The following is a 14572-nucleotide window of genomic DNA, read 5'->3' on the forward strand; positions in this document are numbered from 1 at the left end:
CCGGCATCCCCTCGCTGTGCATCCCCGACATCGGCCTCCAGGACGGCCCGCACGGTGTCGGCGACGGGCTCGGCGGCGTCACGCAGATGCCCTCCGCCAACGCCTCCGCGGCGACCTGGGACACCACGCTGGAGCAGCAGTACGGATCGGCGATCGGCGCGGAGTTCGCGGGCAAGGGCGTCCAGGTGGCGCTGGGCCCGACGCTGAACATCGTGCGCGACCCGCGCTGGGGCCGGTCCTTCGAGACGTTCAGCGAGGACCCGTACCTCAACGGGCAGCTGGCCGCCGCCGACATCCGCGGCATCCAGAGCCAGGGCGTGATGGCCGAGATGAAGCACGTGGCCGTCTACAACATCGAGAATCCGGCGGGCACGGTCGTCGTCGACAAGCGCACCCTGCAGGAGCTGTACCTGCCGGCGTTCCAGGCGGCGGTGCAGCAGGGCTCGCCGGCGGCGGCGATGTGCGCCTACAGCGTGGTCAACAGCGTCCCCGCCTGCCAGAACCCCGACCTGATGAACACCGGGCTCTACCAGCAGGCGAACTTCGGCGGCTTCATCACCAGCGACTGGGGCGGCACCCACTCGACGGTGGAGTCCGCCAACGCGGGCCTGACGGTCGAGATGCCCAACGGCTACTTCTACGCCGACTTCCTCGCCCAGGCCGTCGCCAGCGGCACCGTCAGCCAGGCCACGCTGGACACGATGGTCAGCCGGCTGCTCACCCAGTTCTTCGCGTTCGGCCTGTTCGACAAGGCGCCCAGCGGTTCCAACGACGCCACCGTCACCACGCCGGCCCACGCGCAGGTCGCGCTGCAGGGCGCGGAGGAGGGCGCGGTGCTGCTGAAGAACAACGGCATCCTGCCGCTGTCCACCGCCACCACCCACTCGATCGCGGTGATCGGCTGGGACGGCGGCGCGGGCGTGCAGACCATCGGCGGCGGCAGCGCCACGGTCACCAGCCCCGGCACGGTGTGGCCGATCACCGGCATGCAGAACCGGGTCGCCGGCACCGGCACCACCGTCCAGTACAACGACGCGACCAACCTCGCGTCGGCGGTGAGCCTCGCCCGCGGCTCCGACGTCGCGATCGTCTACGCGTCGGACAACTACGGCAACGAGGAGCACGACACCACCACGCTCGACCTGCCGAACAACGGCGGCGGCTCCGTCGCCGAGAACGACATGATCGCCCAGGTCGCGGCGGCGAACCCGCACACCATCGTGGTGCTGAACAACAACTCGGCGATCAACATGCCGTGGCTGAACCAGGTCGCGGGCGTCTTCGAGGCGTTCTACCCGGGCCAGCAGATCGGCACCGCGATGGCGGCGCTGCTCTTCGGCGACGTCAATCCGTCGGGCAAACTCCCGGTCACCTTCCCCAAGTCGCTCGCGGACGTGCCCGCGAACACCCCGGCGCAGTGGCCGGGCACCAACGGGCAGGTGCAGTACAGCGAGAGCCTGAACGTCGGCTACAAGTGGTACGACACCAAGAACATCACGCCGCTCTTCCCGTTCGGCTTCGGCCTGTCGTACACCACCTTCGGGTTCAGCAACCTCCAGGTGGGCGCGCTCAGCGGGAACACCGCGACCGTGCACGTGACGGTCACCAACACCGGATCGCGGGCCGGCACCGACGTCGCCCAGCTGTACGTCGGCGATCCGGCGTCCACCGGCGAGCCGGTGCACCAGCTCCGCGGCTTCCAGCGGGTGACCCTCAACCCCGGCCAGGCGCAGACCCTGACGTTCACCGTCAGCACCCACGACCTCGCCTACTGGAACACCGGCAGCAGCAACTGGACGACCGCGGCCGGCTCCTACCAGATCCTGCTGGGCGACTCCTCGCGCAACCTGCCGGTGTCCGGGACGCTCACCGTGCCGACCACCGTCAACGGGGCCGCGGCCCCGGCGGCCGCCCCCGCCTCCGTCATGGCGAAGGCGGCCGGCGGCGCGACGAGCACGGCGGCGAGTACGGCGGCGGGAACGGCGACCGCCGCGGCCGGCCTGTCCGTGCCGAACCCGTACGGCATGAGCAGCCCGCTGCACCACGCGGTCGACTGGGTCCTCGACCCGAACGCGGCGGCCGGCACGTCCTGGACCGCGACGGGCCTGCCGCCGGGTGTCACCGTCGACGCGTCGGGCCGGCTCACCGGCGCGGGCACCGCCAAGGGCACCTACACCGTGACGGTCACCGCCCGCGGCGCCTCGGGCGCGAGCGGCGCCGCCACCTTCGTGTGGACGGTCACCTGACGGCGCGCCGCCGCACGGCGGCCGTCCGACCCGCGTGAACCGGGCGCGGGCCGACCGGGTTTCGTCTGCCCGGCCGGCCCGCGCCCGTGCGATAGTCGAGCCATGGCCGACGGCGTGGAGGCACTCCTCGACCGCTTCCTCGAAGGGATCCAGGAGGCGGTCCCGCTGGACGCCCTGTGGGCCCACGGCTCCCTGGCACTCGGCGACTTCCAGCCCGGACGCAGCGACCTCGACATGATCGCCGTGGTCCGCTGCGCGCCCGACGCCGCACAGCGCGACCGGCTGCAGGACCTCCACCGGGAACTGGAGGCCGCCCACCCGCAGGCCGAGAAGCTGCACTGCTCGTACGTGGTGCGCGACCGGCTCCCCGACCACGACGTACGCCACCTGACGTGGGCCCACCGCGAGCTCATGCACCGGACGGTGACCCCGGTCAGCAGGCGCGAACTGCGCACCGGCGACCTGTCGTTGTCCGGGCCGCCGCCCAGCGCCCTCCTGCCCGAGGTCACCGACGCCGAGCTCGCCGACTTCGTCCGCCGCGACCTGCGCACGTTCTGGCTGCCGGCCACCGGCAAGCCCGTGCGCTGGCTGCAGGACATCTGGGTCGACCTCGGCGCCCTCACCACCGCCAGGGCCGGCGTCACCCTCACCGACGGGCGCCTGATCAGCAAGGGCGAGGCCCTCGACGTCCTGCCCGCGCTCGGCGCCCCGCCCGACCTCATCGACGACATCCGCGCCCGCCGCTACGGCACCCCGCAGCCCCTGACCGCCCCCCAGCGCGTCCGCCGCGCCCGCCAGGCCCGCGCCTTCACCCGCGCCGCGATCCAGCGCGTCCTCACCGCGTGACGCCGGCCCGGGCCGGTCAGTCCGGGCCGTTCATCCGGTCCGGTCAGTCCGCGGTCCCCGCGTCCGCCGGGCCCGCGGCCAGGCCGTGCAGGAACTCGGCCTTGAGCTCCCCCGGTGTGCGGGAGGTCATGCGCGGGACCTCGGCGTTCCACTCCCGCGCGAAGTCGTCGAGGCCGCGCCGGTAGGCGCGGCGGAGGAAGAAGCCGCCCAGGACGGCGGCCACGGCGGCGGGCGGACGGGCCCAGCCGCGGCCCCGCGAGGTGACCGCGACGACGGTCCGCCACCGGCCGTCCTTCGCCCGCGTCATCGTGACCCGCACGGCCGCCCTGACGAGCGGGTGGCGCAGGTCGGCGGTCAGCGGCGCCGGGCCGCCGGGCGTCTGGCCCCACCATGCGCGCAGGTCCAGCGCGGCCTTCACCCGGCCACGCCGGTACCGCGACCCGGAGCCCCGGACGTCCCCCGACCACTTCAGGGCCGCGGGGCTGTCCACCCCGCGGAGCTCCGCCTCCCCCCGCACCCGCAGCTCCGCGGACGTCCCCTCGTACCGCAGGCGGATTGCCGAGCGGTCCCAGGCCCGCACGTCCACGCGATGCGTGAAGGCCACGACGCCCGCGTCGTCGACGTCCTCGATCAGATAGCGGGCGCCGCGCCCGATGTGGTGCCCCGCCGCGAGCCGTACCGCCGGCACCCGCTCACCGCCCGCGAACAGGCGCTTGCGTTCCTCCCGGAGCTCCTCCACCGCGTCGACCACGGCGCGCAGTGCGTCCTCGAACCAGTCGCGCGGCACGGGCTCCAGCGTCACGGCATGCCGAAGCGTCACCATCCCCCGATCCTGGCAGCCGTGTCCGGCCCGGCGGAAGAGCCCGCCCGCCACGAACGGCACCCGCCGGCGCCTGACCGCGCCCGCCGACACGAGCCTGACGCGTCCTAACCTTCGACGCCCGCCGGACGCGGTACCCCACCGCGTGAGCGCCCGCACGACGCGATTACCGCCGAGGCCGGTGCACTCGGCAGGATGGGTGCCATGACCGAGATCCAGACCCCTCGCCTCATCCTCCGCCGCTGGCAGGACGACGACCTCCCGCCCATGGCGGAGATCAACGCGGACCCGCAGGTCATGCGCTGGATCGGGGACGGCTCCGTCCGCGATCCGGACCAGACGGCGGCGGACATCGAACGCTGGGAGGAGGAGTGGGACGAGGAGGGCTTCGGTCTCTTCGCCGTCGAGCTGCTGGCCTCGGGCGAGCTGGCCGGCTTCGCGGGCCTGTCCGTGCCCTACTTCCTGCCCGAGGTGCTGCCCGCTGTGGAGATCGGCTGGCGCCTCGGCCGGCAGTACTGGGGCCAGGGCTACGCCTCCGAAGCCGCCCACGCCGCCCTGGAGTTCGCCGTCCAGGACCGCGGTCTCGATCGCGTCATCAGCATCAGCAGGGTGGGCAACGACGCCTCGGAGAACGTGATGCGCAAGCTCGGCATGGTCCTGGAACGCGAGACGACCCATCCGGTGTACGGCCATCCCCTCCACGTTCACGCCATCGACCTGACCGAGTTCCACTCCTGATCCGGCCACCCGTCCCGCGGGCACCGACAGGGCGGGCAACCGTCAGGTCTGGGCCATGTCCACGAAGCGGGAGTAGTGGCCCTGGAAGGCGACCGTGATGGTGGCGGTGGGGCCGTTGCGGTGCTTGGCGACGATGAGGTCGGCCTCGCCGGCGCGGGGGGACTCCTTCTCGTAGGCGTCCTCGCGGTGGAGCAGGATGACCATGTCGGCGTCCTGCTCGATGGAGCCGGACTCGCGGAGGTCGGAGACCATCGGCTTCTTGTCGGTGCGCTGCTCGGGGCCTCGGTTCAGCTGCGAGAGGGCGATGACCGGGACTTCGAGCTCCTTGGCGAGGAGCTTGAGGTTCCGGGACATGTCGGAGACCTCCTGCTGGCGGGACTCCGGGCGGCGCGAACCGCCGGACTGCATCAGCTGCAGGTAGTCGATGACGACCAGGCGCAGGTCGTTGCGCTGCTTCAGGCGGCGGCACTTGGCCCGGATCTCCATCATCGACAGGTTCGGGGAGTCGTCGATGTAGAGCGGGGCCTCGGTGACGTCGGACATCCGGCGGGCGACCTTGGTCCAGTCGTCGTCCGTCATGGTGCCCGAACGCATGTGGTGCAGCGCCACCCGCGCCTCCGCGGACAGCAGGCGCATCGCGATCTCGTTGCGGCCCATCTCCAGGGAGAAGATGACGCTGGGCATCTTGTTGGCGATCGAGCAGGCGCGTGCGAAGTCCAGGGCGAGCGTGGACTTGCCCATGGCGGGGCGGGCGGCGATGACGATCATCTGGCCGGGGTGCAGGCCGTTCGTCAGGGAGTCGAGGTCGGTGAAGCCGGTCGGCACGCCGGACATCTGGCCGCTGCGCGAGCCGATCGCCTCGATCTCGTCGAGCGCGCCCTCCATGATGTCGCTGAGCGGCAGGTAGTCCTCGGAGGTGCGCTGCTCGGTGACCGCGTAGATCTCCGCCTGCGCGCTGTTGACGATCTCGTCGACGTCGCCGTCGGCCGCGTACCCCATCTGCGTGATGCGGGTGCCGGCCTCCACCAGGCGCCGCAGGACAGCGCGTTCGTGGACGATCTCGGCGTAGTACTCGGCGTTGGCGGCGGTGGGCACCGCGTTGACGAGGGTGTGCAGGTAGGGCGAGCCGCCGACGCGGGCGATCTCGCCGCGCTTGGTGAGCTCCGCCGCGGTCGTGATGGGGTCCGCGGGCTCGCCGCGTGCGTACAGGTCGAGGATCGCGGTGTAGATCGTCTCGTGGGCCGGACGGTAGAAGTCCTGGCCCTTGAGCACCTCGACGACGTCGGCGATCGCGTCCTTGGACAGCAGCATGCCGCCCAGCACGGACTGCTCGGCGTCAAGATCCTGCGGGGGGACGCGCTCGAAGGCGTTGCCGCCCTCGCTGAACCGCCCCTCGTCGCCGCCTCCGCGGTCGCCCTTCTTGCGGAACTGGCTGACCGGCGGGGGGCCGTCGGGCGGGAGGTCGTTCCAGGGACCGTCGGGTTCGGGCTGGCTCATATCGGCCACCTCCTCCCCTCCGACCGGTCCGCGGGACCCGCGTGCGTGCCACTCTTTCACGGCGCGACTGACGACAACTGCGCCTCCCGGCATCCGCACTCCGCGCGTCGGGGGACGGTCCACGGTAGGCCCCTCGGGCGGTCGCACCAACCTCGTTATCCACAGGGGATGTGGACGACGGCGGCATACCTGTGGAGAAGTGCCCCCAACCTGTGTACAGCCCTTGGGACAGTGCTGTGGACAAGGCGGCGGTCGGCCCGCGTGATCCCTTCTGACCTGGCCTTTCTTCATCCATAGCCTGTGCAGGAGAAAAAGTTTGGCCGCTGGATCAAGATCGCGACAAACGACGCGGAGGAGATCACTCTACGCAGTCACTCGTAATGATCCACAAGCTACATCACCTCTTACCTGTGGACGATTATGCTGATCCCGTGAATGCGGCGACCACTCCCTCGGGCACTCCCTCGGAACGGCCCCCGGTGCCCTCGGCGACGGCCGCCGGCGACACCGGTCCCATCGGCTCCGGACACCCCGCTCCCCCCACCGGATCCAGCCGGTCCTTCCGGTCCTTCCGGTCCTCCCGGCCCGGGCGTACCGTCCGCACCTCGCGCCACGACCGCGAGATCCTCGCGCTCGCGCTCCCCGCGTTCGGCGCCCTGGTGGCCGAACCGCTCTTCGTGATCGTGGACAGCGCGGTCGTCGGCCACCTCGGAACGGCCCAGCTCGCCGGCCTCGGCGTCGCCGCCGCCCTGCTGACCACCGCCGTCAACGTCTTCATCTTCCTCGCCTACGCCACCACCGCGGCCGTCGCCCGCCGCGTCGGCGCCGGCGACCTGACCGCGGCCCTCAAGCAGGGCGTGGACGGCATCTGGCTCGCGCTGCTGCTCGGCGCCTTGGTGGTGGCCGGCGTGCTGCCCGCCGCCCCGGCCCTGGCCGACCTGTCCGGCGCCTCCGCCACCGCCGCCCCCTACGCCACCACCTACCTGCGGATCAGCGCGCTCGGCATCCCCGCGATGCTCGTGGTCCTGGCCGCCACCGGCGTCCTCCGCGGCCTGCAGGACACCCGCACCCCGCTCTACGTCGCCGTCGCGGGCTTCACCGCCAACGCGGGGCTCAACGCGACCCTCGTCTACGGAGCCGGACTCGGCATCGCCGGCTCCGCCTGGGGCACGGTCATCACCCAGAACGCGATGGCCGCGGTCTACCTGTGGGTCGTCGTACGCGGCATCCGCAGGCAGTCCGGCTCAGGTGCCCTCGCCGGCGGCCACGCGGACGGGGCCGGCGAGCGAGCCGGCGACGGCACCGCCCGCTGGCGGGCCCTGCTGCGGCCGGACGCCGCCGGGATCCGCGCCTGCGCGCGGGCCGGGGCTCCGCTGCTGGTCCGCACCGTCAGCCTGCGGGCCATGCTGCTGCTCGCGACCGTGGTGGCCGCGCGGCTGGGCGACACCGCCATCGCCGCGCACCAGATCACCCTGACCGTCTGGTCGCTGCTGGCGTTCGCCCTGGACGCCATCGCCATCGCGGGCCAGGCCATCATCGGCCGCTACCTCGGCGCGGACGACGCGGCCGGGGCGCGGGCGGCCTGCCGCCGCATGATCGAGTGGGGTGTGGCCTGCGGGGTCGTCCTCGGCGTGCTGGTCGCGCTCGCGCGCCCGCTGATCGGGCCGGCGTTCAGCTCCGACCCGGCCGTGCAGAGCGCCCTCTCCTCGGCGCTGCTCGTCGTCGCCGTCGGCCTGCCGGTGACCGGGGTGGTCTGCGTGCTCGACGGCGTGCTGATGGGCGCGGGCGACGGACCGTACCTCGCCTGGTCGATGCTGGTGACGCTCGCGGTCTTCGCGCCCGCCGCACTGGCCGTGCCCGCCTTGGGCGCGGGCCTGGCGGCCCTGTGGGGGGCGCTGACACTGATGATGGCCACCCGGCTCGCGGCCCTGTGGCTGCGGGCCCGCTCGGGCCGCTGGGTGGTCACCGGCGCCACGCGCTGACCTGGCCCGGTCGGGAGCAGACCGCGCACGCGGACCGCACTGGGCCGTGCCACGCCGCGCCAAGTACCCGTAGCCCCCAAGTACCGCCCCCGACGGCGAAGGGCCGGCCCCCCGTTTCCGGGGAGCCGGCCCAATGTTCCACGTGGAACAAATGCCGCGTTACGCAGCCACGACCTCGACGTCGAGGACAGCCTCGACCTCGGGGTGCAGGCGCACCGAGACCTTGTGCGCACCGAGCGTCTTGATCGGCGAGGCGATCTCGACACGGCGCTTGTCGACCGCCGGGCCACCCGCGGACTTGATCGCCGTGGCGATGTCAGCCGGGGTGATGGACCCGAAGAGGCGGCCGGTGTCACCGGCACGGGTGGCCAGCTTGACCTTGACGCCCTGCAGCTGGCCCTTGACGGTGGTGGCGTCCTCGAGCGAGTGGATCTCACGGATCCGACGCGCGCGACGGATCTGCTCGACGTCCTTCTCGCCACCCTTGGTCCACGCGATGGCGAAGCCACGCGGGATCAGGTAGTTGCGGGCGTAGCCCGGCTTGACGTCGACGATGTCGCCGGCGGCACCGAGGCCGCTGACCTCGTTAGTGAGGATGATCTTGGACATACTGGTTCATCCTCCCTTAGCGCGCAGTCGAGGTGTACGGCAGCAGCGCCATCTCACGGCTGTTCTTCACGGCCGTGGCGACGTCACGCTGGTGCTGGGTGCAGTTGCCGGTCACGCGGCGGGCACGGATCTTGCCGCGGTCGGAAATGAACTTCCGCAGCATGTTGGTGTCCTTGTAGTCCACGTACACGGTCTTGTCCTTGCAGAACGCGCAGACCTTCTTCTTAGGCTTGCGCGGGGGCGGCTTCGCCATGGTGTTTCTCCTATGCGATCAAGAAGTGTGAGGGTCCGCCCTTAGAAGGGCGGCTCGTCCGAGTAGCCGCCACCGGAGGAACCGGAGGAGCCGGAGCCGCCGCCCCAACCTCCTCCGCCACCCTGGCCACCGCCGGCCGGTGCGCTGGTCGCCCACGGGTCGTCGGCAGGAGCGCCGCCGCCCTGGCCGCCGGAGCCGGAACCCCAACCGCCCTGGCCGCCGCCCTGACCGCCGCCCTGGCCGCCGCCTCCGTAGCCGCCGCCCTGCTGGCCACGACCGCCGCCACCACTCGTCTTGGTGACCTTGGCCGTCGCGCTGCGCAGGCTGGCGCCCACCTCGTCGACATCCAGTTCGTAGACCGTGCGCTTGACGCCGTCACGGTCGTCGTACGACCGCTGCTTCAGCCGGCCCTGCACGATGACGCGCATGCCTCGCTGGAGCGACTCGGCGACGTTCTCCGCCGCCTGCCGCCAGACCGAGCACGTGAGGAAGAGGCTCTCGCCGTCCTTCCACTCGTTGGTCTGCCGGTCGAAGGTGCGGGGAGTGGACGCGACACGGAACTTCGCGACCGCCGCACCGGACGGGGTGAAGCGCAGCTCGGGGTCGTCGACGAGATTGCCGACGACGGTGATGACGGTCTCGCCTGCCATGGGATGACCTCTCGACTGGCTGTGGGCAGTGCTGGTGACTGCTACTCGAAGTCCGGACTAGTGAAGTTCCGGACGGAGGACCTTGGTCCGCAGCACCGACTCGTTCAGGTTGAGCTGACGGTCGAGCTCCTTGATGACCTCAGGCGTGGCCTTGAGGTCGACGACCGAGTAGATGCCCTCGGGCTTCTTGTTGATCTCGTAGGAGAGACGACGACGGCCCCAGGTGTCGACCTTCTCCACGCTGCCGCCGCCGTTGCGGACGACGGACAGGAAGGACTCGATCAGCGGGGAGACAGCGCGCTCCTCAAGATCGGGGTCGAGAATGAGCATGAGCTCGTAGTGACGCATAGTGGAACCCACCTCCTTTGGACTCAGCGGCCACGGCGTTTCCGTGGCAGGAGGGTTTGTGCTTGCGTCGCAACGGTAGCGCGGGGCACTGACAGCGCGGATGACGTCCGAGGACATCGCCGGCCGCCGTCGCCGTCGTCGGAGGGCGACCCCGGGCGGACCCGGGCGTCCACGCGGACACCGTTGCAGAAAGTACAGACTACCCGGGACGGTCCCCCGGGTTGAAATCCGGTGCCTAATGCCCGCAATCTGTACACATCGGGTGTGACCGCGCTACCGCGCGCAACGACTCCGTCACGGAGGTGCCCCATGGCGCTGGAACGGACCCATCACTTCACCTTCAACACCGACGGCCAGCCTCATCCCCTGGAGAACACGCTGGTCGCCGTCACCGTGGTGCTCGGAATCATCTCGGTCGCGACAGCCGGCTTCTACAGCCTCCACCTCCTCGCCTCGTGGACGGGGCTGGTGGGAATCGTCACCGGCGGCTACGGCCAGTTCATCTCGGCCACCACCGCGGAGCGGTTCGTCCTGATCATCGGCCTGGGCATGGCAGGGCTCGGCTTCTTCCTCGGAGTGGCGCACGGCGGGCTCTGGTAGCCGGGCAACCGATCCGCCGCCCCGGCGAACCGGGAGACGAACCGGCTGAAAGGACCCCGCGGTCCATAGCGGAGGCGCTCCCCATGCGCAGTAGGCTTCGGGCCAGTAAGCCCGCAGTCGTGAGCATGGGGAGCGCCCCGCATGAGCCTGACCCTGAGGACCATCAGCCGCGAGCAGCACCTGGCGTACATCCAGAGCCTGCCGTCGGCGAGCCACTGCCAGGTCCCGGCATGGGCTGATGTGAAGAACGAGTGGCGGTCGGAGAGCCTCGGCTGGTTCGACGGCAAGAGCGGCCAGCTGGTCGGCGCCGGCCTGGTCCTGTACCGGCAGATCCCCAAGGTCAAGCGATACCTGGCGTACCTGCCGGAGGGCCCGGTCATCAACTGGTACGCGCCCAACCTGGAGGAGTGGCTGCAGCCGATGCTCAGCCACCTGAAGTCCCAGGGCGCCTTCACCGTCAAGATGGGGCCGCCGGTCATCATCCGCAGGTGGGACGCGACCGCGGTCAAGGCCGGCATCGCGGACCCGGACGTCAAGCGCCTGCGCGACGTGGAGGCCACGTCCATCGAGCCGCGCGCCTTCGAGGTCGCCGACCGCCTGCGCCGCATGGGCTGGCAGCAGGGCGAGGACGGCGGCGCGGGCTTCGGCGACGTCCAGCCGCGGTACGTCTACCAGGTCCCGCTGGAGAACCGCTCCCTGGACGACATCCAGCGGAACTTCAACCAGCTGTGGCGCCGCAACATCAAGAAGGCCGAGAAGGCCGGCGTCCAGGTGGTCCAGGGCGGCTACGACGACCTGCCGATCTGGCAGCAGCTCTACGAGATCACCGCCGAGCGCGACCACTTCCGGCCGCGCCCGCTGTCGTACTTCCAGCGCATGTGGACCAAGCTCAACGGCGAGGACCCCAACCGCATGCGGCTGTACCTGGCCGTCCACGAGGGCGAGGCGGTGGCGGCGGCCACCATGCTCACGGTGGGCCGCCACGTCTGGTACTCCTACGGCGCCTCCGCGAACCACAAGCGCGAGGTGCGGCCGTCGAACGCGATGCAGTGGCGGATGCTGCGCGACGCGTACGCGATGGGCGCGAGCGTCTACGATCTGCGCGGCATCAGTGACTCCCTGGACGAGACCGACCACCTGTTCGGACTCATTCAGTTCAAGGTGGGCACAGGCGGCCAGGCTGCCGAATACTTGGGCGAGTGGGATTTCCCGCTCAACAAGCTGCTGCACAAGGCACTCGACATCTACATGTCGCGCCGCTGACGGCCGACTTGCACGAAAGGTCCTGACCAGGCGATGGCGCTCACTCTGTACGTCGACTCGGCGCGCTGGCGTGCCCACCACCGTTCCGTGGCCGAGCAGTTCCCCGGCATAGTGCCCGTCTGCAAGGGCAACGGATACGGCTTCGGGCACGAGAGGCTCGCCGACGAGGCGACCCGGCTGCACGCCGACATGCTGGCCGTGGGCACCACGTACGAAGCCGCACGGATCAAGGACTACTTCAGCGGCGACCTGCTGGTGCTGACGCCGTACCGGCTCGGCGAGGAACCGGTGCCGCTGCCGGACCGGGCGATCCGCTCGGTGTCCTCGGTGGAGGGCGTGCGCGGCCTGGTGGGCGCACGCGTCGTCATCGAGGTGATGAGCTCGATGCGGCGGCACGGCGTGGCCGAGGACGACCTGGTCAAGCTGCACACCGCCATCGACGACGTCCGTCTGGAGGGCTTCGCCATCCACCTGCCGCTGGACCGCACCGACGGCAGCGACGCGGTGGAGGAGGTCTTCACCTGGATGGAGCGGCTGCGGGCCGCACGGCTGCCGCTGCACACGATGTTCGTCAGCCACCTGAAGGCGCCCGAACTGGCCGCGCTGCAGCAGCAGTTCCCGCAGACCCGGTTCCGGGCCCGGATCGGCACCCTGATGTGGCTGGGCGACCACGACGCGACGGAGTACCGGGGCGCGGTGCTCGACGTCACCCGCATCGCCAAGGGCGAGCGCTACGGCTACCGGCAGGAGAAGGCGGCCGCCGACGGGCATCTGGTGGTCGTCGCGGGCGGCACCTCGCACGGTGTCGGCCTGGAGGCGCCGAAGGCGCTGCACGGCCTGATGCCGCGGGCCAAGGGCGTGGCCCGGGCCGGCCTGGCCACCGTCAACCGCAACCTGTCCCCGTTCGTGTGGGCCGGCAAGCAGCGCTGGTTCGCGGAGCCGCCGCACATGCAGGTGTCGATCCTCTACCTGCCGGCCGACGTGGCCCCGCCGGCCGTCGGCGACGAGCTGGTGGCCCACCTGCGGCACACCACCACGCAGGTCGACCGGGTCGTGGACCGCCAGCCCGCGTAAGGCCCTGCGGGGACGCGCAGGAGCGCCCGGCGTACGTGTGCACGTGTAAGGCCCGCCACCCCATGGGTGGCGGGCCCTACACGTGTCCGGACACGGTCCGGGTTCCGGCCCGTCGCGGGCCGGTCCCGTCAGGTGAGGTGCTGGCCCGATACGGCGTGCGCCGCGTGCTTGGGCTCGTGCGGCGCGGCCCCGAGGACGAACACGTCCTGGGCGCCGTCCAGGACGCCGCCGGCCGGGTCGTCGGCGCCGTCCTGCCGCACCACGTCGTGCTGGGGCAGCAGGATGTCCCGGACGACCATGGCGCACAGGTACAGCACGCCCAGCAGGTGCGCGGCGATCGCCAGGTGGTAGGCGTCGGAGGTCAGGCCGTGGTGCTTGGTGCCGGTGACGTAGGCCAGCCGCATCCAGATGCCGAGGAAGTACAGCACCTCGGTCGCCTGCCAGATCAGCAGGTCGCGCCAGCGCGGCCGGGCCAGCACGGCCAGCGGCAGCAGCCACAGCACGTACTGCGGCGAGTAGACCTTGTTGCTGAGGATCAGGGCCGCCACCACCAGGAACGCGATCTGCCCGATCCGGGGGCGGCGCCGAGCGAACAGGGCCAGGGCCGCCACCCCCGCGCACAGCACCAGCATCATGGCGGTGGCGTACGCGTTGACGTTGCTCAGCGGGATGCGGGCGCGCTCGGAGATGATCAGCCACAGCGACCCGTAGTCGGTGGGCCGGGTGCGGCTGAAGGTGTAGAACTCGGCCCAGCCGTGCTGCGCGAGCAGGATCACGGGCAGGTTGACGATCAGCCAGGCGGCGGCCGCCGAGCCCAGGGCCGCGCCGAAGGAGCGCAGCCGCCCGGCCCGCAGGCACAGCACGAGAAGGGCGCCCAGGAGCAGCACGGGGTAGAGCTTGGCGGCGGTCGCCAGGCCGATGAGCACACCGGCGGCGGCCGGCCTGCCCCGCGACCAGAGCATCATCCCGGCGGCCGTCAGCGCCACCGCGAACAGGTCCCAGTTGATGGTGGCGGTCAGCGCGAGGGCGGGTGACAGCGCGACGAACAGGCCGTCCCAGGGGCGGCGCTTGTTGGTCCGGGCCACGCACACCACCAGCACGACCGCGCACACCATGAGCATCGCGGAGTTGGCGATCCAGTACGCCTGGGCGCTCTTGGTGGCCGTGTCGTGCGGGGTCACCCAGGAGGCGACCTCCATGAACAGCCCGGTCAGCACCGGGTACTCGAGGTAGTGGACGGAGCCCGAGCCGCTGACGGAGTCGGGGATCCTGTCGAAGTACGGCACCAGGTCCGAGCCGAAGCCGCGCTGGTCGTAGAGGTGCGGGATGTCGGAGTAGCAGGCGTGCGCGTACTGCAGGTCGCCGGGCAGGAACCAGTCCTGGGTGTAGCAGGACGCCTTCTGGGCCATGCCGAGCGCGAACATGCCGATGACGACCAGGGCCATCACCCGCAGCGGGTTCCACCAGCGGGAGCCGCCGATCAGGATCCGCCGGCCGGCCGGGCCGCCGATGAACTCGCTGCCGGAGGCGGCCACCGGGTCCTCGTCGGTGGGGCGCACCCGGAGCTCTCGCCGGTCGTCGTCTTCACGGTCGCGCACGCTCGTCATGGCGCCATCCTGCCGTACGCGACTGTGTACGCGAGAGCC

General features: G+C 71.3%; 14 protein-coding genes and 1 pseudogene. 8 read left to right on the forward strand and 7 right to left on the reverse strand.

Features of this window, described 5'->3' with window-relative positions; genetic code table 11:
* Positions 1 to 32 precede the first annotated feature (32 nt).
* The 3 genes and pseudogenes from BMW99_RS43310 to BMW99_RS06360 form a co-directional block, all read left to right on the forward strand.
* Positions 33 to 1829 (forward strand): annotated as a pseudogene (locus tag BMW99_RS43310) (beta-glucosidase); the annotation flags it as partial.
* A gap of 195 nt (positions 1830 to 2024) precedes the next feature.
* Entirely contained in the window at positions 2025 to 2246 is a 222-nt protein-coding gene (locus tag BMW99_RS43315; protein ID WP_456049146.1) for a putative Ig domain-containing protein, read from the forward strand.
* A 102-nt stretch (positions 2247 to 2348) separates the two neighbouring features.
* Positions 2349 to 3092, forward strand: a complete 744-nt coding sequence (locus BMW99_RS06360) for a nucleotidyltransferase domain-containing protein (RefSeq protein WP_069466343.1) — start codon at positions 2349 to 2351, stop codon at positions 3090 to 3092.
* A 43-nt stretch (positions 3093 to 3135) separates the two neighbouring features.
* On the opposite strand, the gene BMW99_RS06365 is transcribed toward BMW99_RS06360, so the two are convergent.
* On the reverse strand, positions 3136 to 3915 hold the full coding sequence (locus BMW99_RS06365) for a hypothetical protein (RefSeq protein WP_069465903.1): 780 nt from the start codon (positions 3913 to 3915) through the stop codon (positions 3136 to 3138).
* Between the two features lie 201 nt (positions 3916 to 4116).
* Between BMW99_RS06365 and BMW99_RS06370 the strand changes: the two genes are divergently transcribed.
* The gene (locus tag BMW99_RS06370; RefSeq protein ID WP_069465904.1) at positions 4117 to 4650 is read left to right on the forward strand and encodes a GNAT family N-acetyltransferase; all 534 of its coding nucleotides are present in this window, start codon (positions 4117 to 4119) and stop codon (positions 4648 to 4650) included.
* A 42-nt stretch (positions 4651 to 4692) separates the two neighbouring features.
* Here BMW99_RS06370 and dnaB read toward each other — a convergent pair whose 3' ends face one another.
* Positions 4693 to 6147: a replicative DNA helicase gene (gene dnaB / locus BMW99_RS06375; RefSeq protein ID WP_069465905.1), complete on the reverse strand. Its 1455-nt coding sequence runs from the start codon at positions 6145 to 6147 to the stop codon at positions 4693 to 4695.
* Positions 6148 to 6527: 380 nt separating this feature from the next.
* Between dnaB and BMW99_RS06380 the strand changes: the two genes are divergently transcribed.
* Positions 6528 to 8129, forward strand: a complete 1602-nt coding sequence (locus BMW99_RS06380; RefSeq protein ID WP_079138810.1) for an MATE family efflux transporter — start codon at positions 6528 to 6530, stop codon at positions 8127 to 8129.
* Between the two features lie 159 nt (positions 8130 to 8288).
* Here the strand turns inward: BMW99_RS06380 and rplI are convergent, their stop codons facing one another.
* From rplI to rpsF, 4 genes are read right to left on the reverse strand one after another with little or no spacing between them, the layout of a single operon-like run.
* Complete coding sequence (gene rplI, locus BMW99_RS06385; RefSeq protein ID WP_069465906.1) at positions 8289 to 8738, reverse strand: 50S ribosomal protein L9; 450 nt, start codon at positions 8736 to 8738, stop codon at positions 8289 to 8291.
* 16 nt (positions 8739 to 8754) lie between these two features.
* A complete protein-coding gene (gene rpsR / locus BMW99_RS06390) occupies positions 8755 to 8991 on the reverse strand; it encodes a 30S ribosomal protein S18 (protein WP_031512678.1) in 237 nt (78 codons plus the stop codon).
* Between the two features lie 41 nt (positions 8992 to 9032).
* Positions 9033 to 9641, reverse strand: coding sequence for a single-stranded DNA-binding protein (locus BMW99_RS06395; RefSeq protein WP_069465907.1), 609 nt, complete (start codon positions 9639 to 9641; stop codon positions 9033 to 9035).
* Between the two features lie 57 nt (positions 9642 to 9698).
* Entirely contained in the window at positions 9699 to 9989 is a 291-nt protein-coding gene (gene rpsF, locus BMW99_RS06400; RefSeq protein WP_069465908.1) for a 30S ribosomal protein S6, read from the reverse strand.
* A gap of 309 nt (positions 9990 to 10298) precedes the next feature.
* Between rpsF and BMW99_RS06405 the strand changes: the two genes are divergently transcribed.
* The 3 genes from BMW99_RS06405 to BMW99_RS06415 all read left to right on the forward strand — a co-directional run bounded on the left by BMW99_RS06405 (position 10299) and on the right by BMW99_RS06415 (position 12926).
* Entirely contained in the window at positions 10299 to 10589 is a 291-nt protein-coding gene (locus BMW99_RS06405) for a hypothetical protein (protein WP_069465909.1), read from the forward strand.
* Positions 10590 to 10730: 141 nt separating this feature from the next.
* Positions 10731 to 11852 carry a lipid II:glycine glycyltransferase FemX gene (locus tag BMW99_RS06410; RefSeq protein WP_069465910.1) on the forward strand — a complete coding sequence of 374 codons (1122 nt, stop codon included), beginning with the start codon at positions 10731 to 10733 and terminating at the stop codon, positions 11850 to 11852.
* Between the two features lie 33 nt (positions 11853 to 11885).
* A complete protein-coding gene (locus BMW99_RS06415) occupies positions 11886 to 12926 on the forward strand; it encodes an alanine racemase (RefSeq protein ID WP_069465911.1) in 1041 nt (346 codons plus the stop codon).
* A gap of 128 nt (positions 12927 to 13054) precedes the next feature.
* On the opposite strand, the gene BMW99_RS06420 is transcribed toward BMW99_RS06415, so the two are convergent.
* The gene (locus tag BMW99_RS06420; protein WP_069465912.1) at positions 13055 to 14533 is read right to left on the reverse strand and encodes a glycosyltransferase family 87 protein; all 1479 of its coding nucleotides are present in this window, start codon (positions 14531 to 14533) and stop codon (positions 13055 to 13057) included.
* Positions 14534 to 14572 lie beyond the last annotated feature (39 nt).

The organism is Actinacidiphila rubida, assembly GCF_900110255.1.
Lineage (GTDB): Bacteria > Actinomycetota > Actinomycetes > Streptomycetales > Streptomycetaceae > Actinacidiphila > Actinacidiphila rubida.